Annotated in this window: 16 protein-coding genes, 1 tRNA gene and 1 pseudogene; 6 read left to right on the top strand and 12 right to left on the bottom strand. The window is 69.0% G+C overall.

What is annotated here, in order from left to right; genetic code table 11:
- Window positions 1-21 precede the first annotated feature (21 nt).
- The 5 genes from pbpA to FHR72_RS02245 all read right to left on the bottom strand — a co-directional run bounded on the left by pbpA (window position 22) and on the right by FHR72_RS02245 (window position 6,484).
- Window positions 22-1,497: a D,D-transpeptidase PbpA gene (pbpA, locus tag FHR72_RS02265; RefSeq protein WP_183466271.1), complete on the bottom strand. Its 1,476-nt coding sequence runs from the start codon at window positions 1,495-1,497 to the stop codon at window positions 22-24.
- Entirely contained in the window at window positions 1,494-2,906 is a 1,413-nt protein-coding gene (locus FHR72_RS02260; RefSeq protein ID WP_183466270.1) for a peptidoglycan glycosyltransferase RodA, read from the bottom strand. The genes pbpA and FHR72_RS02260 overlap by 4 nt, the downstream gene beginning before the upstream one ends.
- Window positions 2,903-4,456, bottom strand: coding sequence for a PP2C family protein-serine/threonine phosphatase (locus tag FHR72_RS02255; protein WP_183466269.1), 1,554 nt, complete (start codon window positions 4,454-4,456; stop codon window positions 2,903-2,905). The genes FHR72_RS02260 and FHR72_RS02255 overlap by 4 nt, the downstream gene beginning before the upstream one ends.
- On the bottom strand, window positions 4,453-4,920 hold the full coding sequence (locus tag FHR72_RS02250) for an FHA domain-containing protein FhaB/FipA (RefSeq protein WP_183466268.1): 468 nt from the start codon (window positions 4,918-4,920) through the stop codon (window positions 4,453-4,455). Before FHR72_RS02250 ends, FHR72_RS02255 begins: the two co-directional genes overlap by 4 nt.
- Before the next feature lie 127 nt (window positions 4,921-5,047).
- A complete protein-coding gene (locus tag FHR72_RS02245; RefSeq protein ID WP_183466267.1) occupies window positions 5,048-6,484 on the bottom strand; it encodes an FhaA domain-containing protein in 1,437 nt (478 codons plus the stop codon).
- Window positions 6,485-6,746: 262 nt separating this feature from the next.
- Here FHR72_RS02245 and FHR72_RS02240 point away from each other — a divergent pair.
- A tRNA-Leu gene (locus FHR72_RS02240) sits at window positions 6,747-6,832 on the top strand.
- 46 nt (window positions 6,833-6,878) lie between these two features.
- On the opposite strand, the gene FHR72_RS02235 is transcribed toward FHR72_RS02240, so the two are convergent.
- From FHR72_RS02235 to FHR72_RS02225, 3 genes are all read right to left on the bottom strand, one after another.
- On the bottom strand, window positions 6,879-8,060 hold the full coding sequence (locus tag FHR72_RS02235) for a DUF7373 family lipoprotein (RefSeq protein ID WP_183466266.1): 1,182 nt from the start codon (window positions 8,058-8,060) through the stop codon (window positions 6,879-6,881).
- Window positions 8,061-8,164: 104 nt separating this feature from the next.
- Window positions 8,165-8,872: a sensor domain-containing protein gene (locus FHR72_RS02230; RefSeq protein WP_183466265.1), complete on the bottom strand. Its 708-nt coding sequence runs from the start codon at window positions 8,870-8,872 to the stop codon at window positions 8,165-8,167.
- Window positions 8,873-9,391: 519 nt separating this feature from the next.
- A complete protein-coding gene (locus FHR72_RS02225; protein WP_183466264.1) occupies window positions 9,392-10,108 on the bottom strand; it encodes a sensor domain-containing protein in 717 nt (238 codons plus the stop codon).
- A 273-nt stretch (window positions 10,109-10,381) separates the two neighbouring features.
- Between FHR72_RS02225 and FHR72_RS02220 the strand changes: the two genes are divergently transcribed.
- Window positions 10,382-11,059: an FHA domain-containing protein gene (locus tag FHR72_RS02220; protein WP_183466263.1), complete on the top strand. Its 678-nt coding sequence runs from the start codon at window positions 10,382-10,384 to the stop codon at window positions 11,057-11,059.
- 73 nt (window positions 11,060-11,132) lie between these two features.
- On the opposite strand, the gene FHR72_RS02215 is transcribed toward FHR72_RS02220, so the two are convergent.
- The 4 genes from FHR72_RS02215 to FHR72_RS02200 all read right to left on the bottom strand — a co-directional run bounded on the left by FHR72_RS02215 (window position 11,133) and on the right by FHR72_RS02200 (window position 15,675).
- On the bottom strand, window positions 11,133-11,504 hold the full coding sequence (locus tag FHR72_RS02215; protein ID WP_183466262.1) for a DUF4189 domain-containing protein: 372 nt from the start codon (window positions 11,502-11,504) through the stop codon (window positions 11,133-11,135).
- Between the two features lie 61 nt (window positions 11,505-11,565).
- Entirely contained in the window at window positions 11,566-12,282 is a 717-nt protein-coding gene (locus tag FHR72_RS02210; protein ID WP_183466261.1) for an LppX_LprAFG lipoprotein, read from the bottom strand.
- 190 nt (window positions 12,283-12,472) lie between these two features.
- A complete protein-coding gene (locus tag FHR72_RS02205; RefSeq protein ID WP_183466260.1) occupies window positions 12,473-14,533 on the bottom strand; it encodes a serine/threonine-protein kinase in 2,061 nt (686 codons plus the stop codon).
- A gap of 53 nt (window positions 14,534-14,586) precedes the next feature.
- Window positions 14,587-15,675, bottom strand: coding sequence for an FHA domain-containing protein (locus FHR72_RS02200; protein ID WP_183466259.1), 1,089 nt, complete (start codon window positions 15,673-15,675; stop codon window positions 14,587-14,589).
- A gap of 95 nt (window positions 15,676-15,770) precedes the next feature.
- On the opposite strand from FHR72_RS02200, the gene FHR72_RS02195 reads away from it, so the two are divergent.
- From FHR72_RS02195 to FHR72_RS02185, 4 genes and pseudogenes are all read left to right on the top strand, one after another.
- Window positions 15,771-16,787 carry a hypothetical protein gene (locus tag FHR72_RS02195; protein WP_183466258.1) on the top strand — a complete coding sequence of 339 codons (1,017 nt, stop codon included), beginning with the start codon at window positions 15,771-15,773 and terminating at the stop codon, window positions 16,785-16,787.
- Window positions 16,788-16,868: 81 nt separating this feature from the next.
- A pseudogene (locus FHR72_RS02190) lies at window positions 16,869-19,448 on the top strand (ATP-binding cassette domain-containing protein); the annotation flags it as partial.
- Window positions 19,449-19,451: 3 nt separating this feature from the next.
- Window positions 19,452-20,201, top strand: a complete 750-nt coding sequence (locus tag FHR72_RS26850; protein ID WP_472670567.1) for a sensor domain-containing protein — start codon at window positions 19,452-19,454, stop codon at window positions 20,199-20,201.
- A 246-nt stretch (window positions 20,202-20,447) separates the two neighbouring features.
- Entirely contained in the window at window positions 20,448-21,095 is a 648-nt protein-coding gene (locus FHR72_RS02185) for a hypothetical protein (protein WP_183466257.1), read from the top strand.
- The last annotated feature ends 81 nt before the right edge of the window (window positions 21,096-21,176 follow it).

The raw sequence follows: 21,176 nt of genomic DNA, 5'->3' as shown, positions 1-21,176 counted from the left end.
TCATGCCTCCGGCATGGTGACTCACGACGCCCCCCTCAACGCAGCTGCGATCGTGGCGCGTCCGATCGGCGCGGCGAGAGCGCCGCCCGTCGCAGACAGCCGGTCCCCGCCGTCCTCGACAAGCACCGCGACGGCGACTTTGGGTGCCTGAGCAGGCGCAAAGGCGATGTACCAGGCATGCGGCGGCGTGTTGCGCGGGTCCGTGCCGTGCTCCGCAGTGCCTGTCTTGGATGCGATCTGCACGCCGGCGATGGCTCCCTTCTGCTGAGTCACCTGCTCGGCGGCGACCATCAAGTCCGTAAGTGTATCTGCGACCTGCTCGGGGACCGCCCGCCGCTCTTCGGTGGGGGCGGTGGTGGCGATGTTCGCCAAGTCGGGCCCTTTCAGACTCTCCACCAGGTAGGGCCGCATGGTGACGCCCTTGTTCGCGACGGTCGCCGCGATCATGGCGTTCTGCAGCGGCGTCAGCGCGACGTCCTTCTGCCCGATGCTCGACATGCCCAGCGCCGCGTCGTCGGGGATCGGGCCGACGGTGGACTCGGCGACCTGCAGGGGGATGGTCGGTGCAGGCGCGCCGACCCCGAATCCGAGGGCGGTCGAGCGCAGCGGGTCGGCACCGGTGTCGGTGCCCAGTTGGACGAACGCGGTGTTGCAGGAGTGCGCGAACGCGTACTCCAGCGACGTGGTGGGGCCACCGCCGCACGGTGCGCCGCCGAAGTTCTCCAGGGTGGCGGTGCTGTCGGGCAGCGCGATCTGCGGCGCGGCGGTCAGCTGCGTCTGCGGCGTGGCGCCGGCCTGGAGGGCGCTCGCGGTCGTGATCACTTTGAAGGTCGACCCGGGCGGGTAGGTCTCGGAGATGGCGCGGTTCAGCAGGGGCGAGGCGGGGTCGTCCCGCAACCGCTGCCAGGCGTCGCTCTGCTGGGCGATGTCGTGGGTCGCCAGCAGGTTGGGGTCGTACGACGGCGCGGACACCAGGGCCAGGATCTTGCCGGTCGACGGCTCCAGGGCGACGACGGCGCCTTTGCACGGTCCGTTGCAGCCGTCCTGCATCGCCTCCCACGCGGCCTGCTGTACCTCGGGGTTGATGGTGGTGGCGACGGTCCCGCCGCGCGGGTCGCGGCCGGTGAAGAAGTCGGCGAGCCGGCGACCGAAGAGCCGCTGGTCGGAGCCGTTGAGGATGGTGTCCTCGGCGCGCTCGAGGCCGGCGCTCGAATAGCTCAGCGAGTAGAAGCCGGTCACCGGGGCGTAGGCCAGCGGGTCGGGGTACACGCGCAGGTACCGGAACCGTCCCTCGGTCGATACCGAGTACGCCAGCAGCTGCCCGCCCGCCGAGATCTGCCCGCGCTGCCGGGAGTACTCGTCGAGCAGGACGCGCTGGTTGCGGGGATCCGACCGCAGCCCGTCGGCGGTGAAAACCTGGGTGAGGGTGGCGTTGGCGAGCAGCAGCACGACCAGAGCCATGATCATGACCGAGACCCGGCGCAGTGAGGTGTTCATACCTTCTGGATCACCTCGGTGCTGGCACCCGCGATGTTGCCTGGCGGTAGTGCCGTCGTGACGATGGGCCGGCGCGCGGAGTGGGAGATACGGACCAGGATCGCCAGCAGCACGTAGTTGGCCACCAGAGACGACCCGCCGTAGGACATCCACGGGGTGGTGAGACCGGTCAGGGGGATCAGCTTGGTGACGCCGCCGACGACGATGAACAACTGGATGGCCAGCGTGGCGGCCAACCCGGCGGCGAGCAGCTTGCCGAAGCTGTCGCGGACCGCGATCGCCGTCCTGAGCCCCCGGATGATCAGGATGGTGTAGAGCATCAACACGGCCGAAAGGCCAACCAGCCCAAGCTCTTCCCCGATCGCGGCGATGATGAAGTCGGTCGCGGCGGCCGGGACGGTTCCGGGCTGGCCGTTGCCCAGGCCGGTACCGAAGATCCCTCCGGTGGCGAAGCTGAACAGCGACTGGACCATCTGGAACCCGGCGCCGTCGTAGTCGGCGAACGGGTCGCGCCAGTTCTGCACGCGGATGCGGACGTGGTCGAAGAGGTAGTAGGCGGCCACACTGCCTGCGGCGAACAGCGCCAGCCCGATCGCCACCCAGCTGAACCGCTCGGTGGCGATGTAGACCAGCACGAGGAACGACGCGTAGAGCAGGAGCGACGTACCGAGGTCCTTCTCGAAGATCATCACCGCGATCGAGGCGATCCACGCCGCGAGCAGCGGCGCCAGATCGCGGGGCCGCGGAAGGTCCATTCCCAGAACGTGTTTGCCCGCGCTGGTGAACAGGCTCCGCTTGGACACCAGCACCGCGGCGAAGAAGATCAGCAGCAGGATCTTGGAGAACTCGGCCGGCTGAATGGAGAAGCCGGGGAACTGGATCCAGATCTTCGCGCCGCCCTGCTCGGACCACCGGCTGGGCAATACCGCGGGAATGGCGAGCAGCACCAGGCCCGTCAGACCGAACACATACCCGTAGCGCGACAGCATGCGGTGGTCCCGCAGGAAGATCACGACCGCGCAGAACCCGAGCACACCCACCAGCGTCCAGAGCATCTGCTGGTTGGCGGTGCCGCCCAGACCGCGGATCTCGCTCTGGGCCTCGGCGAGGTCGAGGCGGTGAATCATGACCAGGCCCAAGCCGTTCAGCAGCGCGACGACCGGCAGCAGCAGCGGGTCGGCGTACGGGGCGAACCGCCGCACGGCCAGGTGGGCTCCGGTCAGCAACGCAAGGTAGGCGAGCGTGTACTGCGCCAGATCCCAGCGCAGACCCTGCTCCTGGTTGGCCTCGACGAGCAGCAGCGCGACCGTGGTGAGCACCGCGGCGAACCCGAGCAGGAGCAGCTCGGCGTTGCGCCTGTTGGGCAGGGCGGGGGTCACGGCGACGAGCGGCTGCGGCTGGGTCGTCATGAGACTTCCCGGCAGTTCGTTCCCGGCTCAGGTGGTGGCGGAGGCAGCGCGGTCACGGTCGGCGACGGCGAGGGCGGAGCGGGGGAGACCGGCGGGCTCGGCGGGGGAGCCGACCCCGAGGTGCGGGGCGCGGTGGTGCGCGGCTCAGCAGAGGGCGACGGCGATTCCGGTGCGTCGGAGGTCGGCCCGGAACTGGGGGACGGCGTCGGCGCGGGGCGCGGCGAGCTCGCCGACGGCGGTGCCGGGGACGTCGCCGACGGGGGAGTGGGGGAGGACGTGGGCTGCGCGCACACGGGAAGCACTGAGCTGCGCGACAATTCCTCGATCTGACCGATCGCTTCGTCCAGGGAGCCGGAGGGAAGCCCGGCGATCACCTGCGCGCGCTCGGAGGGGCGCATGTCGCCGACACCGAGAAGGCGGCAGTCCAGATTGTCGCCGGATTGGTCGGCGCTGATGAGGGAGAGTTCGTTGCGGCTGTTCAGGCAACCGAGAAGGTAGGGCTCCTGAAGCGAGACTCCGAGGAAGGAGCCCTGAACACCCCGCATGATCGAGACGGTGCCGTCGTGTTCGCTCACGTAGTAGTTGTTCCGCACGATCTCGCGTGCAACCGCCAGGCCCGCCAGCACCATCAGGACCAGAACCGTCGCGGCGATGATCATGCGCCGACGGGACCGGGGGCGCGGCGGTGGCTCTTCAGGTTGGGGCACAACGCGTTTGGCGGCATTGCGCTTGGGATTGAACGCCGACGCCCGGCCGGCCGCGGTGTTCGGCGGTGCGCTCTGGTCATCGTCGCCCGAGACCGCGCCGGCGAGAATCGGTTGGGTCTGGCCGTAGTCGTAGTCGACGACATCGGCGACCACCACCGTGACGTTGTCCGGCCCGCCGCCGCGCAGCGCCAGTTCGATCAACCGGTCCGCGCTCTCGGCGACATCCTTGATGCGCAACGCCTCGGCGATGGTCTCCTGGCTGACCGGATCGGACAATCCGTCCGAACACAGCAGATAGCGGTCGCCGGCGCGCGCCTCCCGCATGATCAGCGTCGGCTCGACCTCGTGGCCGGTCAGCGCGCGCATGATCAGCGACCGCTGCGGGTGGCTGTGGGCTTCCTCGGCGGTGATCCGGCCCTCGTCGACCAGCGTCTGAACGAAGGTGTCGTCCTTGGTGATCTGGGTGAGCTCGCCGTCGCGCATCATGTAGCCGCGGGAATCGCCGATGTGGACCAGGCCAAGGCGGTTGCCCGCGAACAGGATTGCGGTGAGCGTGGTGCCCATGCCCTCGAGCTCGGGGTCGGCCTCCACGTGGGCGGCGATCGCCGAGTTGCCCTCGCGGACCGCGGAATCGAGCTTGCCGAGCAGATCGCCGCCGGGCTCGTCGTCGTCGAGGTGTGCCAGGGCGGCGATCACCAACTGCGAGGCGACCTCACCGGCGGCGTGACCGCCCATCCCGTCGGCGAGCGCGAGCAGACGCGCACCCGCGTAGACCGAGTCCTCGTTGTTGGCGCGCACCAAACCCCGGTCGCTGCGGGCCGCGTATCGCAATACCAGCGTCACGGGCGCAGCTCGATCACCGTCTTGCCGACTCGCACCGGGGTGCCCATCGGAACTCGTACCGCTGTCGTCACCTTCGCCCTGTCGAGGTATGTACCGTTGGTTGATCCTAGGTCCTCTACATACCATTCCGGACCTCGTGGTGAGAGCCGTGCGTGGCGAGTCGAGGCGTAATCGTCAGTCAATACGAGCGTCGAGTCGTCGGCGCGCCCGATCAGCACCGGCTGGGTTCCCAGCGGGATGCGGGTACCCGCGAGCGCGCCTTCGGTCACCACCAATTGCCGGGGAACTGTCCTGCGCCCGCGGTTGGGGAGCAGCGACCCGCGCAGTGCCAGGCCCCGGCGCACCATGACCGCGCCGGTCGGCGCGTAGATGTCGGTACGCAGGATGCGCAGCACAGACCAGATGAACAGCCACAGCAACAACAGGAAGCCGACGCGGGTCAGCTGCAGAACAAGCCCCTGCATCTGACGTCCTCTCCGTCCCGGTGACACTCCTCGCGCAAGCGCTCGTAGGCGTTCTTTCGGCACCGCCACCATACTGGGGCGACGACCGTCGTGAGGGTCACGCGACCGCTTCCCCGGACGGCGCGTCCTAGTGAACCCGGACGATGATCTCCGAATGTCCGAGCCGGATGACGTCGCCGTCGGCCAGCTGCCACTCCTGTACCGGAGCGTTGTTCACCGTCGTGCCGTTGGTGGAGTTGAGGTCTGACAATAGCGCGACCTGGCCGTCCCAGCGGATTTCGAGGTGGCGACGCGACACACCCGTGTCGGGCAGCCGGAACTGCGCGTCCTGCCCGCGGCCGATCACGTTCGCGCCTTCGCGCAGCTGGTAGGTGCGTCCGCTGCCGTCATCGAGCTGGAGCGTGACCGTCGCGCCGCCGGGGTAGTCGCCCTGGCCCGCGCCGTAACCGCCGTATCCACCCTGCTGACCGGCGGGCGCGCCGTAGCCCTGGTCGCCGTAGCCACCGCCGGGCTCGCCGTAGCCCTGGTCGCCGTATCCGGCCGGGGCTTCGCCGTAGCGGCCGTAGTCGGGCTGGGCGTAGTCCTGCCGCCCGTAGGACTGCTGACCGCCGTAGCCGCCCTGGTCCGGGTAACCACCCTGATCGGGGTAGCCGCCGCCGTGGTCGGGGTAGGCGGGCCGGCCCTGCTGGGGGTAGCCGTCATCGGGACGACGGCCGTAGTCGTAGTCGCCCTGAGGCGCACCGTAACCCTGCGGGCCACCGGGCGGGGGACCGTAACCGGCGGGCGGGCGCTGCTCGTAGTTCTGCGGGGGGTAGCCGCCCGACGGGGGGCCGTAGCCCGCGGGCGGGCGCTGCTCGTACGACTGGGGTGGGTAGCCGCCCTGGTCCGGATAGCCGCCCTGATCGGGATAGCCACCCTGGTCGGGGTAGCCGCCGCGGGCCGGGTAGCCCGGATCGCCCTGCGGGGGGTAGCCCTGGTCGGCGGGCGGGTAGCCGCGCTGGTCGTCGCCGCGGTTGTAACGGTCGTCCTCGGGACGATTGTCAGGGCGGTTCTCGGGACGGTTGTAGTACTCGTCGGGCCGACCCTGTCCTGGGCCGCCGCGGTAGCTCGGATTGTCGGTCATCGCTGGTACTCCTGGTTCTGCGTGGGACGTGACGTCTCGTGGTGGTGGAGCGGGTTCGACAGTGGTCGCGTCGGGATTGACCGCGCCACGCCCGCGAAACTGTCCGGTGTGCAGGTTGGGTGACTGCTCGAATCTGACGACCACATCACCATACGTTTGCCATCCCTGCTCATGGATGTATCCCTCCAAGTGCTTGGCGAACGTAGTCGAGGTGATGTCCGGGTCGGCGATCACCTTGCGATAGTCAGGCACACTGAGGGTAATGACGTAGTCGTTCGGGGCCAAAACCCGTCCGCCGTGGACTTCGCGGGCGCCGGTCTCCGCTTCGCGCCTCAGCAGTGTCTCCACTTCCTGGGGCACGATGGACCCGCCGAAGACCCGGGCAAACGCGTCGCCGACCGTGGCCTCGAGCTTGCGCTCGAAGCGGTCGACCAGTCCCATCTCCCCGATCGCCTCCCTCGGTTGTGCACAGTTCGTGCCCGCACCCTGTGGCCCGCCAGCGCGTCGACTGGCAGCGATGCTTGCATGCATGCTATCGGCCCCCGGTGCTCATGCGTGACAAACAAATCTGTGAGAAACGTATCTGTGCTGGTCAGCCTCGTGCGGAGGCCCGTTTTGGAGATGAAGGGGGTGCGCCAGTACGGTTGGGAGGCGGGGTCGCCTACTCGGTAATTCGTACGTGATAGGCTCCCCCGGTTGTTTCGGGCGAGTGGCGGAATGGCAGACGCGCTGGCTTCAGGTGCCAGTGTCCTTCGGGACGTGGGGGTTCAAGTCCCCCTTCGCCCACCACGCGACAGAGGTCACGGACTCATCGAGTCCGTGACCTCTTCGTTTATCAGCCGGCGGTGAGCATCACGTACTGCGCGGCGACCCGGTGGTGGAGGTCCTGCAACTGACTGCCCTGCGCTTCGATGACGTACTGGTCAGCTGTCGCCACGCAGTACGCACCCGCGCTGAGTTGGACCGGGCCGTTGTCGGCGGCCTTGAGCTGGAAGCATCGGCTGGCATTCAGGTTCGGCACCCCGGCGGCCGGGGCGTAGTCCGAGGTCACCTCGTCGGCGAAGTCCTCCATGATCGCGGTGGCGCCCGCCGGGTGCGCCGCCTCGTACACGGTCCCGTTCGCCCTCGCGAGCGCCTTGAGCCCGGCGCGGTCGAACAGCGCGGCCGAACGCACCGGATCTGTCTGGAAATGCAAGGTTCCGGACCGTTCGTACACACCCTTGGTGGTCGGGGAGTCCTTGTCGTCGAGCGGCAGCGTGCGGGACAGCAGACCGGTGGGATCGCGGGGGATGGAGGCGAAGTCGGCCGGGTTCGTCGGCTGGAACTGGTCGATCAACGGGATCTGAAGGTCCAGCATGCGGCCGGCGAGTTGTGTTGCCACCTCCCGGCTTTCGGCGACGATCTCTTCGTGAAACACGTAGGGACCGTGTGCGGTGTAGACGGCAACGATATGCGGTGGGGGATTCGCCCCTCCGGTGGTGTTCAGGGCCCCGACGGCGAGCGCTTCGGGATGCCCGGGAACGGGGACACGGTCGACCCGCTCCTTGAAGACAAGCGCGCGCAGCGATCCGTCCGCCATCTCTGTAGCCGCGGCCGCGGCGGTCGGCGGGTCCGGGAACCGCAGCACTGTGTGATTGATCGTCTTGTTCTCACTGGACCGCGAGGTGTAGACGGCGTTGACGAGCTTGAGCCGGTCGGCAATGGCGATCACGTGGTCACCGACCCGCAGACTGAGTCCGGACGCCCTGGCCGTCACCTGGGGGGAGAGCGCGCCGCCTTCGATCAAGCTCGGATCGGCGTCCCAGGGTCCTGGCACGAAGTTCAGCATCCGCTGGCCGTCCAGGATCGCTCCGATGCCGGGAGTGCCTGCCGGCCCGAGCCGGACCGGGACGGTCGGGTAGTTGGCCGTGTCCAGCAGTGTGGGGTCGACCGGGGCCGAGGGGTCGACGGGTGCAGTGACGGCGGTACCCGTCACGTGGGTGCCGCATCCGGCCACGACTGCCACTGCGGCGACCACCGCGGCTGCTCGCTTCCACCACTGGTTCCGGCCCGCTGAATCCCCCGCATACATCGATCGAACGTACCGCGGTACCGAGTGCTGCATGTCGGTGATGTGAGTGATCAGCGCGTGGCGGCGACTTTGTCTGCGATGGTGCGCGCCAGGGCGACACCGTCGCCGCCGGCATCGGCGCCGCACACCCGAACATCGATGAAGGTGTTCAGCCGGGACGTGATCGCACGCTCACACGTGCGTCCGTCAGCGCTCGCGGTCGGCGTGATGGGCAGAACCGCGATTCCGTCGTTCTTGGTCATGACGCCGGTGGACGCCCGATCCTGACCGCCGCCCTGGATGCTGGCGACGAAGGCAGTGTCGGTGCATTGATCCCATGAGTTGACCTGCCTGTCGAAAAAGGATGCGGCCTCTTTCTCGGAGGCGAACGACGCGATCACCTGGACGATCTTGAACTTCTCGTCGGCGTCCCACACGTTCTGGGCCGCGAAACCGTTGAAGGCCGTACCGCCGTATGCCGCCTCGATGCCGGGCACCGTGGCCGCCGTGCAGGCGAATGGCTCGACGGTGACATTGCGGTACGGCTCCTTGCCGATCGGCCCTGGTGTCATCGGGCGATTGTCGGCCAGGCTGCCGGCTTCTTCGGGTGAGGCGAGATACGACGCCACCGCCATGGGATCGGCCAAGGCCGGTGCTGTCGTGGTGGGCGGAGAAGGTGGGGCGGTCGTGGTCGTAGCAGGCGAAGTCGTTGTCGGACTCGCACTTTCGGCGGAATTGTCTTTCCTGAGGACCACCAAGCCTGCGAGCACCAGCGCCACGACGGCCACTACAGCTGCAACGATCAATGCCCAGCGTCTGCCGTGGGACTTGGGCGGTCTGGGGGTCACCGGCTGGGGCGGCGGGGGATAGGCGCCGGGCGGTCCCCAACCGCCGGGGGGAGGCGGCGGCACGCCGGCGCCCGGATACGCAGCGGGCCAGGAGTGTTGGGGCGGTGGTCCCTGCCACGGCGGTGCCTGGGGCGGTGGGGGCTGCCATCCCGGGGGAGCGGGGGGCACCGGTGGGGGCGGGGGCGACATCCGGGGTACGACGGTGGTGGCGTCTCCGTCGTCGCCCACCGGGTGCTGCGGTGGTGGGGGCGTGCTCAGCGGCCAATCGGAGGTGGCGTTGCCGTCGCGGTCGTCGTCGTTGCTCATGCTGCTCGCTCGTCCCTTCTTCAGGTACTCGTCGCGTGTCCGGCACTCGGACCGCCGGCTCCCGCCGCCGATCCGCCGCCGGGTGCCGCGGGTTGCTGGTCAGTATTCACCCTGCGGCCGGGCGTGCACCGCCCCGCGCAACGGTCAGATGGCCGGCTGCGAGGCCTTGTCGGCGATCGCCTTGACCACGTCGGACGCCATTCCGGATGCGCTTCGCGAGCCGCTGCAGCTGAGCACGTCGATGACCACGTCGCGGTAGGCGGCCGCGGCACGTTCGCAGGTGGCCCGTCCGCCGACCAGGGTCTGGCTGAGCGTGACGATGGTCTTGTCGTCGTTGAGGACCGGGCTGCCGAGCTTCCACTGCTGCAGCGAGCCGTCCTCGGAGGAGCGTTCGGACATGGTCATCCCGCCGCACTCCTTCCAACTGTCGGCGATGGCCTCGACCTGGGCGAGTGCCTCGCGCTTGCTGGCCAGCTGGACGACGGCCTCGGTGACCAGGGTGCTCTTGCCCGACAGCCGCCGGACGGCGACGTCGATCGTGTCCGCGCCGGCGTATGCGTCGGACTGGCCCGCCAGGTAGGCGCCCACGCACTGCGACGGGCGCACGGTGTCGTTGTTGGCCAGGCTGTAGTAGGTCCTGTTCGTCTCGAGCTGCGCGCCGAGAAGGTCGGTGGCTTCGGGGCCGTCGAGGAGCAGCGAGGGCAGCCCGGGCTCACCGTCGGTGAAGGCCGGCAGGGGTGCGCCGGGGGCGGCTGCAGCCGGCGTCGCAATCCCGGTAGCGGCGGCGGCCAGGACGGCGAGCCCGGTCAGGGTCCCTGCCGAGACGCGGCGGAGGGGGCTGAAAGCGGCGGTGGCGATCATGTGAGGTCCTTTCGATCGTGAACGTGTTGCGGTGCTACGACTATAAACATAGCGCGAGATGTAGCGCAAGTGTTGCGGTGCAATCGCCTGAAACAGCTGGTTGACTAGCCAACAGTCGCAGATAGGAGCGCCATGGGTCCGCATGCAGCGTGGGCCAACCGGCCATCCTGTAGCGCTAAAGGCTTGCAACATGAAGCGCAAACCGCTACGTTTCAGATCACTAAGACGTATCACCGCGACGTGATATCCGTTGCAGACGAGAGAGGCGCACCGATGGACCAAAACCACCCCGCCCGGCAATCCACAGCGGCCGACCTGGTGATCTCGTTTCAGGGGCACGAGGTCGTCTGGTCAGCTGCAGACGGTGAACTTCTCATCGGCCGCGAGAACCCACCCGCGCACGTCAAGATCGCCCACCCCGCCATCTCGCGGCTGCATGTGCGCGTCATTCCGGGGTCGCCGTGGCGTCTCGTCGACTACGCCAGCCGCAACGGGGTCTATCTGGACGGGCAGCGGGTCAGCGACCTGCACATCACGGACGGGATGACGCTGCATCTGGGCCATCCCGACGGAGTAGCGGTCACGTTCCATTACGTGTCGGAGCCGACGACGCTGCCGGTCCCTGTCTCACCGGTATCGGTCGACGCGCTGGCACTGGTCGGCACGGACCGGGTCGCGGACCCCGACGAGGACACCGAGACGTTGAGCGACGAGCTGCGGCGGGCGCTGTTGAACGAGGCCATCGTGGTGTCGTTCGATTCCATCGCGGCGGGTTTGGCGGAACTACCTGCCGCCGGGTCGACCGGACTCCGGGCTCGCCTGAACCGGGTGGACGGACTCCTCGGAGCACTGTCCGCGCTGGGCGCCGAGGACGCCGCGGCGGCCTTCAGTACCGTTCGCGGCGTCTACGGGCGCCTCATCGATCAGGCCGCCGGCGGTCTGGCCGCATAGGCGCGACCCGCCTCTGTACACAAGAAAACTCGCCGGGACGCGCACTGCGTCCCGGCGAGATTTGTCTGTCGGCCTAGTTGTTGCAGGCCCAGAGTTCGATCCATCCGCCGCCCAGGTTGTTCAGGGCGTCGAGCTGAGCGAGGGCCAGGGTGCGGCCGGTACCGCCGTAGAGCCGGCTCCCGTCGAATGCCACTGCGCCACACTCGGAGAAGCTGCTCAGCACGTCGCAGCTGGAGTAACCGCAGTAGTCGACCGCGGCCTGCTCGGCGTCGCGGCGGGTGGGGTAGTTCCACGTGGACGCACCCGCGCCGTTGTCCGCGTAAGCGATTGCCCCGTAATACAACTCGGCGTTGGCGGTCGGGATGCCGACAAGGCTGACGCCCAGCGCGGCCAGGGGAGCGGTGGCGAGGACCGCAACGCGTGTCCTCCAGGAATTGACCAACATGTGCAGGAAATCCTTTCCAATATCGGGGGCTCTGCTGGGCAGAGCCACGGAGTCGGGAGCGCTAGACGGGCTTCTGGGCAGTGACGGTCTTGCCGAACTCGGACAGCGTCATCGTCACGCTGGTGTCCGGGACCGGGGTGATCTGCGCGCGCACGAGGTAGTGCGGCGCCTCGTCGGCGATCCAGACCGTCATCGGCACGGTCTGCTCCTTCTCGGGTGCCTTCCTGGCGCCGGCCAGCTGTGCGACGTCGGTGGTCGACGCGGTGCCGGTGATCTTGGTCGTCTTGACGCCGTCGATCTCCTCGGAGCCCTCCGCCTTGGGGTCCTTGAGATTCGCGAGGGCGTTGGCGAGCCCGTTCTGCTGATCGAACAGCACCGCGAGGTTGTAGATCGAGGTGCCCGTGCCGTAGTCCGTCCACTTGCCCGGCTCGGCGATGTCGGAGTAGAGGCGTCCGTCGACATAGATCAGCTGAGCCTCCTGATTCTGCTGACCGACCTGGATCGACGCGGTGCCGGTGGCCACCGGGGTCGGCTTCGAGGCGATGTCGGCCTCGAGCTTGGTCACCTTGAGGTTCGGTACCCGACCCTCGGCGGTGATGACCACATGTGCGCCGGTCAGATCCTGCATCGCCTGCGACGACTCCTGCACCAGGCTCGCGGCATCCACGCCGCTGTCCGATCCGCCGCTGCCGCCACTGTCCCCGCTTCCGGAGCAGCCGGCCAGCGCGATGACCGTCGCGCTCGCGACTGCCATCACGGCGCCAATTCGAAACCTCATTCAGTGTCTCTCTTTCTGTCGTCGGGCACCGAGGTCGTCCTCGACGCCGCTCGCAAAGTCAGATGGTCGACGCACTTCTCACCTTAAATCCCCTGCAACCCCCTCCGTGACAGAAGTTTTCAGCCAGCGCGCAGGTGCTCTCCGACGCCCAGCGCGCGGATGCAGCAAAATCGACAGCCCGGTACCGTCATCACCGGATGGTGTCGGCGAGCTGCGGGACCAGAGCGGAGTCGAGGAACTGCGTGGCCAGATAGCCGCCCGGGTCGGCCAGCGCGGCCACGATGTCCGGATCGTCGACGATCACCATCGCGCCGCGGAAGGCGGCCAATTCCCTCGGCAATCCGGCGGCCCCACCGCCGCCAGCCGCCTCGTCGGTGCGCACTACAACCAGAACGTCGCTCTTGAGCAGGTACAACGTGCTGGTGTCGGCCAGTGGCCGCGTCGGGCCGGAGTCGCTCGCCGTCCGCTGCAGGGAGTTGTTGTAGGTCAGGCCGAGCGAGGACAGGAAGTTCGCGGCGTTCGACGGGTTCAGTGTCTGTGTGAGCCCGGTCGGCGTGACGTTGAGGATCTCGACCGACTTGCCCGCCACCGACGGGTTCTGGTTCTTCAGATCGGTCTGCTGCACGCCGATCGTGCTGATCAGCTGATTCGCCTGGGTCTCGCGGCCGACGATCTTGCCGATCCACTGCAGCTGGGTCTCCCAGTTCCATGCCTGCTGGGTGTCGGCGGGTCGCGTGACCGTCGGTGCGATCGACTGCAGGCGCTCGTAGGTGGCGTCGTCGACCTCGCCGGTGGCGATGATCAGATCGGGCTTGGCGGACTGGATGGCGTTGGTGTCGATGAAGCCCATGACCGGGGGCGACCCCGTGACCTTGTCCTGGAGATAGGAGGGCAGGGCCCCGTCAGCGGACATGATGGCGGCCGGCTGCAGTCCCAGGGCCAGGATCGCGTCGGCGTCCCCCGGCCCGAGCGCGGCGACGGCGGTGGGAGCTTCGCTGATCTGGGTCGACCCGTGCACGTGGGAGATCGTTTGTGCGGTGTAGGCCGGCTTGCTCGAGTAGTTGGTCAGGAAGATGCCGACCCCCACGACCAGCGCGATGATCGCAACGAGGCTGCCGCCCATGATCAACCGGCGACGCGTGCGCGGCGTGCGTGCGCGGGCCGGTGACACCGCGGGTGAGCCACCCCCGGGGCCCTGCGGGGGGGCCGGCGGACGGGGCTGGGTGTGCGCGTGCGGGCCGCTGTAATAGCCGGTGGGGTAGGTGACGGCGCCGTGCGGATCCTGTGGCCGGGGGCCCTGCGGGTGCTGCCCGCCGGTCCACGGAGGCGGGGGCGGGCCGGGGGGTCTCTGGTCCGGCCGGCTCGCCGGCGGGGACGTCCACTCCTGCGTGACGGTCGACCTGGGGATGGCGGTCGTCGAGTCGGCGATCGCCGCGGTGGCGGCATCCGCGAGTTCGCGCGCCGTCTGATAGCGCTCCGCCGGGTTCTTGGCCATCGCCTTGGCGATCACGTCGTCGAGCGCGCGCGGGAGCGAGGGCACCAGATCGGTGACCCTGGGCGGCGGCGAGGACATGTGTGCCGCCGCCATGGCCGCCAGCCCGCCCGGCAGTCCCGCGTACGGCGCCTTGTTGGTCAGCATGCGGAACAGCGAGCAACCCAGCGAGTAGATGTCGGAACGTCGGTCCACCGCAATGCCGGTGAGCGCTTCGGGGGCGGCATAGGCGACCGATGCCATGACCGTGCCGTCGGTGGTCAGGTGCGCGGCGTCGTCGAGTGCGCGCGCGATACCGAAGTCGGCGAGGAACACCCGTTCGTCGTCCGGGGTGAGGAGGAAGTTGGCGGGTTTGACGTCGCGGTGCAGGATCCCGCGGCGGTGTGCGTAGTCGAGCGCCTTGGCCACCTCGGTGGTGATGTGCGCGGCCCGTTCGGGAGTCAGCGTGCCCGAACGCAGTTCACGGTCGGCGTCGGTGCCGGCCACGTACTGCATGGCGATCCAGAGCTGACCCTCGGCTTCGCCGCGCGAATACACCGCGACGATGTTGGGGTGGTCCAGGGTGGCGGCGACGTCGGCCTCGCGCTGGAACCGCGCCCGGAACTGGTCGTCGCGCGAGAACTCGGCGCTGAGGATCTTCAACGCATCGCTGCGGGGGAGCACGGGGTTGCGCGCCCGGTACACGGTGCCCATGCCGCCGGAGCCCAGCACTCCTTCGATGGTGTACCCGCCGACGACATCACCGACATTGAAAGACATTGCTCCCCTTAGTACTTCGCGGTCACCGGCAGATGCATCGAGGGTTCCCCGTCCTACTGCAGCGCCGACAGCAGCCGGTGCAGAGCGCTCAGCGCCGGCTCGCTGACCGGTTCTCCCGTCTCGGCGGCCTTCACATCGGCGGCCTGCAGCCCGACCATCGTCGCAGCCTCCTCGACGCTGAGTTCGGCGCGGTGCCGCGCGGCGAACAGGCGTTGGCCCAGGGTCGCCTGCGGTGAGGTCGCCGCGCGCATCATCAGTTCGCGGTAGGCGCGTCGGACGGCGCTGAGTTGCACGAACACGGTCTCGGCGCCGAGCGCACCCCGCGACGCGTTGTAGGCCAGGGCCTCCAGCCGGGCGAGGTCGCCCAGCAGCGCGGCGGCGCGCGGCGGAAAAGCGGGGTCGGCCGGGGCCGGCAACGAGTCGATCTGCGCGCGAATGTTCGCCAGCGCCAACGCGATCGTCTCGGCCATGTATTTGGCCTCGACAGTGGTGGTGCCTCCGCCGGCGCCCAGCACCTCGGTCCTCTCGCCCTCCGCCGACTGCGCGGCCGCCGCGGTGGCGCTGGTCGTCGCGGCGTGCTCGCGGCGCATCTTCGCCAGCGTCCCGGGCGGCCAGCCCAGGGCGGCCTCCAGCCGCTCCCGGGTCTTGTCCCTCGGCCAGCTGCGGCCCTTCTCGAACGAGATCAGCGCCCCGGCGTTGATCACCTTGTTGGCGGCCAGGGTGCGCTGGGACAGGTCGAGTTCCGTGCGGCGCTTGGCGACCTGGGCGCCGACGTAGACGATGTCGGGGTCGAGAGTGCTGAAGTAGATCGGGATTCCGCTGAACGGATGCCCGAGCACCACGGTCATCCCCTCCGGTGCGATGACGAACGGGTCGTCCTTGCGCTGGCCGTCGACGAAGACCCCGTTGCGACCCTCGGGCGTGCCCACCCAGTCTCCGTCGCGGACCGTCACGACGAGATGGCGCCGGGAGATACGGCTGTCGCTGAGAGGGATCTGCACGTGCTTGTCGTTGTCGGGATCGTCCCGGCCGACCACCACGGGAGTATCGGAGGGTTCGAAGGTGTGGGTCGCCGAACCCACACGCACCGTCAGTGGCAGCGTGCCGTCGGGCTGCTCTCCCTCGATCTCGGTGGAAGTCATAGTCACAGCATAAACCGTAGCGGTGCTACGACTGATAGCGCTAGTGTAGGTTTCGAAACGAAGCGCTTCACCTGACTCAGGGGGACGACGAACGAATGACGCACGCGGGTAATAAGGCCGGTGGCCACGACGACGCCGCCGAGGAACAGACCCGGCAGATCGGCTCGGCGCCGTCACCGGCCGACGGCGAAGAAACCCAGGTGGTGACCCGATTCTCCGGCCCGTCAGTCGAGCACAGCACCACCGGGGACGATGCGGGCGAGAAGACGCACGTCGTACCCCGGACGCCCGGAGGGGACGTCCCGCCGCCACCGCCGCAGCAGCGGGTCGACCCGGCGCCGCAGGCACCCTCGTGGCCGCCGTCGGCGCCATCCCCGTCGGCACCGCCACCCCCGTCTGCTCCGCAGGGTGGTGGATTCCAGCCTCCGTATCCGCCGCCCGGTGGGCCAGGGCAGGGGTGGAGCGGCGCGCCGCACCCACATGCCACGCCCTACGGGGCCGGCCCCGGCGGGCCGTCACCGACCGGTGCGACGCCCCCGCCCCCGCCCCCGCCGCCGGGCGCCTTCCCCGGCGGGCCGTCCTATCCCCCGCCGGGACCACCGCCCCAGTCCGCGGCAAGCGCGCAGGAACTCCTCAACAAGGGCAACAACGTCATTGCGAAACTCATGGAGCGGGGTGTCCGCGGCGACCTGATCAAGCAGCCGTGGTTCCAGAACTTCCGGCGCCAGCAACCCGACCAGTTCGTGTACGTCTCGTTCGCGATCGGGTTGGTGCTGTGTCTGGTGTTCGCTCTGCTGCCGGGGTTGCTGAGCCTCGTGCTCAGCGCCGGCGTCTGGGTCGGGCTGGCCTATCTCCTGTTCGCCGTCGGGACGAAGAAGGCCCACCAGTTCATCGTGTACGGCATCTGCCTGGTCGGCGGACTGCTGTTCCTGCTCGGCGCCCTGTTCGCGCTGACCGGAGCGCTGTCGCTGTCCGGGCTGCCCTACGTGGCGGGGGGCACGATCCTCATGCTGATCATCACCGCGGCCGGGTCGGTGGTGATCGCGGCCGCGCTCGGCTACGTCGGTGTGCAGGTGCACCGCGGGATCCAGCGGATGTCGGCGGGCCGCTGAGCGTCGTCGGACGATCGACAGAAAGGTGCACCCGTGACCGGGGTTGCAGCTCCTCCGCTGGTCGTCTGGCTCGGCGCAGCGATGTACACCTTCGGACCCGGCAGGGACATCACCGTCGGACGAGGACCGGAGGCGGACATCCGCGTCGAGATCGCCGCCAAGCAGGCGATCTCCCGCGTCCACGTGATCCTGCATGCCGACGCGGGGCAATGGACCGCAATAGACAAGAGCCGCAACGGAATCTACGTCGACGGCCGGCGCGCGGCCAGCGTGCCGATCGATGACGACGTCCGCATCAACCTGGGGGCGCCCGACGGACCGCCGCTGACCTTCCGGGTCACCACCCAGCAGGTGCCGATCGCGGCCGGCCACCCGGCCGGCGCGCCGCCACGCACGGCCCCGCCACGCACGGCCCCGCCGCCGGAACGCGGTGGGGTGCCCCGGCGGGACGCGCCCCCGCCACCGCCACGCCCCGCGCCACCCGCGCGACCTCCGGCGCCGGGCAGCGGACCGCCCTCGCCCCGCGCGACGCCGCCCCGGCCTGCGCCGCCTCCGCCCCAGCCGCGCCCGCCCCAGCCGAGGCAGACGCCGACGCGCCCACCGACCCCGGCACCGGCCCACCCCGTCCCGCCGCGCAGCGCACCCCCGCGGCCGGCGGGCCCGCCGCCGGTCGTCGCGAACGACAGGGACGACGACGTCCTCGCCCGCATGACCGGTGCGGTGAAGAAGGTGCTCCCGGCGAAGCCCGCCGGTCCGCCGCCGGGTGCGCTCACCATCGGTAGGCACTCCACTTCGGCTGTGCACGTGGATGATTCGCTGGCGTCGCGCACCCATGCCTATCTGGTGCCGACAGCGACGGCAGCGGAGTTGTACGACAACGCGAGCAACAACGGAACGTTCGTCAACGGTGTCCGCATCACGGCGGTCACGTTGCGTGCCGGCGACGTGGTGACCATCGGCAACACCGACCTGGTCTACACCGGCGGTTCCACGTTGAAGCCCAGGACCGACACCCAGTCCACAGGCGGTGTGGAGGCCCACCGTCTGAGCTTGCAGATCGACGGTCACGACCTGCTCACCGACGTCTCCTTCGCGGCGCGGCCGGGCACCCTCACCGCCGTCATCGGCCCCTCGGGCGCAGGCAAGTCGACGCTGATCAAATTGCTTGGCGGACTGAGCCATCCATCCTCGGGGACCGTCAGCTTCGACGGCCACGACGTCCACGCCGAGTACGCGACGATGAGGTCGCGCATCGGCATGGTCCCCCAGGACGACGTCGTGCACCGGCAGCTGACCGTGAACCAGGCCCTGTCCTACGCCGCGCAACTGCGGCTGCCGCCGGACACCAGCCGGGCCGACCGCCGCGCAGTCGTCGACCGGGTGCTCGGTGAGCTCGAGCTCACCGAGCACCGGAACAAGCGTGTCGACAAACTCTCCGGCGGTCAGCGCAAGCGCGCCTCGGTCGCGCTGGAGCTCTTGACCGGTCCATCGCTGCTGATCCTCGACGAACCGACCTCCGGCCTCGATCCGGCGCTCGACCGGCAGGTCATGTCGATGCTGCGCCGCCTCGCCGACGCCGGGCGCACGGTCGTGGTCGTGACCCACTCGCTGACCTACCTGACCATGTGCGACCAGGTGCTCTTGCTCGCACCCGGCGGCAAGACGGCGTATGCCGGACCGCCCAACGGAATTCAGGCCGCGATCGGAACCAGCGACTGGGCCGACATCTTCGCCTGGGTCTCGACGAACCCCGACGCGGCACACGCCGCCTTCCTCGCGCGGAACCCGAAGGTCGCGCAATCCGCGGCGGCGACCACCTCGGCGGCGGGTCCGCTCGGCGAGCCGGCGCGGGCCAGCACAACCCGGCAGGTGGCGACGCTGGCACGCAGACAGGTCCGGTTGGTGTTCGCCGACCGCGGATACGCGCTGTTCCTGGTGCTGCTGCCGTTCATCCTCGGGGCGCTGTCGCTGGTGGTCCCCGGGGAGGTGGGTCTGGGTGAGGCCACCACCACCGGCGGGTCGCCGAACGAACCCACGCAGCTGCTGATCCTGGCCAACATCGCCGCGGTGTTCATGGGCACCGCGCTCACGATCCGGGACCTCGTCGGGGAGCGCACGATCTTCCGGCGCGAGCAGGCGGTGGGTCTGTCCTCGGGGGCCTACCTGTTCGCCAAGGTCGCCGTGTACAGCGTGTTCGCCGTGATCCAGGCCGCGATCGTCACCGCGATCGTGGTGTACGGAAAAGGGGGGCCGACGCAGGGCGCCCTGGTACTCGGAAACCCGGTCTACGACCTGTATCTCGCGTTGGCGCTGACCGCGATCGTCTCGGCGGTCGTCGGGCTGCTGCTGTCCTCGCTGGCCCGCTCGAACGAGCAGATACTGCCGATGCTGGTCGTGGTCATCATGTTGTCGATCGTGTTCTCCGGCGGGCTGATTCCGGTGACGGGACGTGTCGGGCTGGAGCAGGCCTCGTTCTTCCTGCCCGCCCGTTGGGGATTCGCGGCCTCGGCGTCGGTCATCGACCTGCTCAAGGTGGCGCCGCTGGTCACGGTCGACGACCCCCTCTGGCATCACGCCCTCAGGTGGTACCTGATCGACATGGGCGTGCTGCTGCTGCTCGGCATCGTGGCCGCAGTCTTCGTCCTGCGCCGCTTGCGACTTCCCGTGCAGGACAGTGCAGGCGCCGGTCAGCGAGTGCGCAGCGGGGCATCGCGGGTGGCGACAGTGGTCGTGGTGGTCGTCCTGGCGGGGGCGTTCGTCGCCGGGCTGTCCCAGTTGACCAAGGGTGGAGGCCCGCGGGCGACGCTCGCGGACAACCCGTTGGCGAATACGCCGACGCAGGGCGCCGCTCCGCCGCAGACCGCCGTCCCCGCCGCCGACCTGCCTGGGCTGCTGCGCGATGCCGAAACCGTTGCCTCGCTGAGCAAGGCGACGGAGTTGGCCTCAGCCGATCCTCGGCCGCTGACGGCGCATCGCCCGGGCACTGCGACGCCACCGCCGTGCGCCGGCGTCGCGACGGCCGGTGCGGCCGCCACGTACGCGGAGACCACACCGAGCGGAGTCCAGGGTTCGGAACTGACCGCCGCCGATACCACGGTGTTCCAGTACGTGACCAGCTACGCGAGCACAGAGGACGCGGCTCGGGTGCAGGACGCCGCCATCAACGACTGGCGAGGTTGCGCCGACTCCACGATCACCTATGTCGCGGAGGGCCGAGCGCCCGTGCAGATCGCGGTCGGGAAGCCCGACTCCGTGGACGGGCGTTCGACCGTTCTCCTGACCGAGCCGGGTCGATCGTGCCAGCACGTGCTGGCCACAGATGCGAACGTCGTCGTCGACGTCCTGGTGTGCGCGCCCAGTGCGGGGTCGGCCGCCGACGACATCGCCAAGAGCATCACCGACGACATCTCCTAGGCGACGTCTCCCACTGCCCCAACTGCATCGGCGGAGTCGTCTCAGTCGTAGCGCCGATACGACTGCTGCGCGGATTCGCGGCACACGCCGGTGGCGCTCGACCGAAGTCACCGCAGCTCACAGGGTTTTCCGCGCACAATCGCACCGCTTTGCCTGAAAAGGTTGCGCTCTAGGTACCGCTATGGTTAAAGTCATAGCATCGCTACAGCAGGACGCAGAGCACGAGCCAGGAAAGGCCACCACGACATGACCATCAACACCGATTCGCATCGCACCATGCAGGCTCCGTCGGCGCCGTACGGCCCTCAGTCCGGCTACGGATACGGCCAGCCCGTCGGCTACGGCTATCCCCCGCCGCCCCCCATCGTTCCGATGGCCGTCGGTTACAGCCACTCGTCGAAGTCGTCGAGCAAGGCGTGGGCCTGGATCGCCGGTCTCGTGGCCGTGCTGCTGATCGGTGGCGCAGTCCTGATGTTCTCACCGCTGGCGTCGCTGAGTGACTCGACGGATCGGCTCACCGACCAGTCGACCGAAATGCTCGACGACGCGAACGAACAGCTCGATGACATGTCGGGCACCAACACCGCGGACATCCTGCGCGACGACCTCGAGGTCGACATGGGCACCATCACGATCGACAGCAACCGCTACAGCCGCTCGGGCGAACTGGACGTGTCGCTGACCAACAAGACCAGCGAGCGCAAGAGCTTCTCGGTGGAGATCGAGGCCACGTCGGAATCCGGGGAACGAATTGCCACCGGATCGGCGTACGCGGCGAGCCTGGCGCCCGGGCAGACCGTCGACACCGAGATCACGTTCTACCCCGATGGTGGCGCCGACAAGTACGACCTGGCCGACGCCGAGTTCGAGGTCATCAAGGTCTCGATGTACTGAGGGGCCGCCCCTCACGAACCACCCTCCAGGCGACGGTCGCCGGCCTCCCCCGCCGGCGACCGTCGCGCCCCAGGCCGTCCA

The organism is Mycolicibacterium iranicum (assembly GCF_014190915.1).
Taxonomy (GTDB): domain Bacteria; phylum Actinomycetota; class Actinomycetes; order Mycobacteriales; family Mycobacteriaceae; genus Mycobacterium; species Mycobacterium iranicum_B.
This window is presented reverse-complemented; position numbering and strand designations above follow the sequence as displayed.

What these genes read in the sequence shown, in the direction of transcription:
- pbpA (WP_183466271.1), bottom strand. Translation starts at nt 1,497, where the DNA reads ATGAACACCTCACTGCGCCGGGTCTCGGTCATGATCATGGCTCTGGTC.
- FHR72_RS02260 (WP_183466270.1), bottom strand. Translation starts at nt 2,906, where the DNA reads ATGACGACCCAGCCGCAGCCGCTCGTCGCCGTGACCCCCGCCCTGCCC.
- FHR72_RS02250 (WP_183466268.1), bottom strand. Translation starts at nt 4,920, where the DNA reads ATGCAGGGGCTTGTTCTGCAGCTGACCCGCGTCGGCTTCCTGTTGTTG.
- FHR72_RS02245 (WP_183466267.1), bottom strand. Translation starts at nt 6,484, where the DNA reads ATGGGACTGGTCGACCGCTTCGAGCGCAAGCTCGAGGCCACGGTCGGC.
- FHR72_RS02225 (WP_183466264.1), bottom strand. Translation starts at nt 10,108, where the DNA reads ATGATCGCCACCGCCGCTTTCAGCCCCCTCCGCCGCGTCTCGGCAGGG.
- FHR72_RS02220 (WP_183466263.1), top strand. Translation starts at nt 10,382, where the DNA reads ATGGACCAAAACCACCCCGCCCGGCAATCCACAGCGGCCGACCTGGTG.
- FHR72_RS02215 (WP_183466262.1), bottom strand. Translation starts at nt 11,504, where the DNA reads ATGTTGGTCAATTCCTGGAGGACACGCGTTGCGGTCCTCGCCACCGCT.
- FHR72_RS02210 (WP_183466261.1), bottom strand. Translation starts at nt 12,282, where the DNA reads ATGAGGTTTCGAATTGGCGCCGTGATGGCAGTCGCGAGCGCGACGGTC.
- FHR72_RS02205 (WP_183466260.1), bottom strand. Translation starts at nt 14,533, where the DNA reads ATGTCTTTCAATGTCGGTGATGTCGTCGGCGGGTACACCATCGAAGGA.
- FHR72_RS02200 (WP_183466259.1), bottom strand. Translation starts at nt 15,675, where the DNA reads ATGACTTCCACCGAGATCGAGGGAGAGCAGCCCGACGGCACGCTGCCA.
- FHR72_RS02195 (WP_183466258.1), top strand. Translation starts at nt 15,771, where the DNA reads ATGACGCACGCGGGTAATAAGGCCGGTGGCCACGACGACGCCGCCGAG.
- FHR72_RS02185 (WP_183466257.1), top strand. Translation starts at nt 20,448, where the DNA reads ATGACCATCAACACCGATTCGCATCGCACCATGCAGGCTCCGTCGGCG.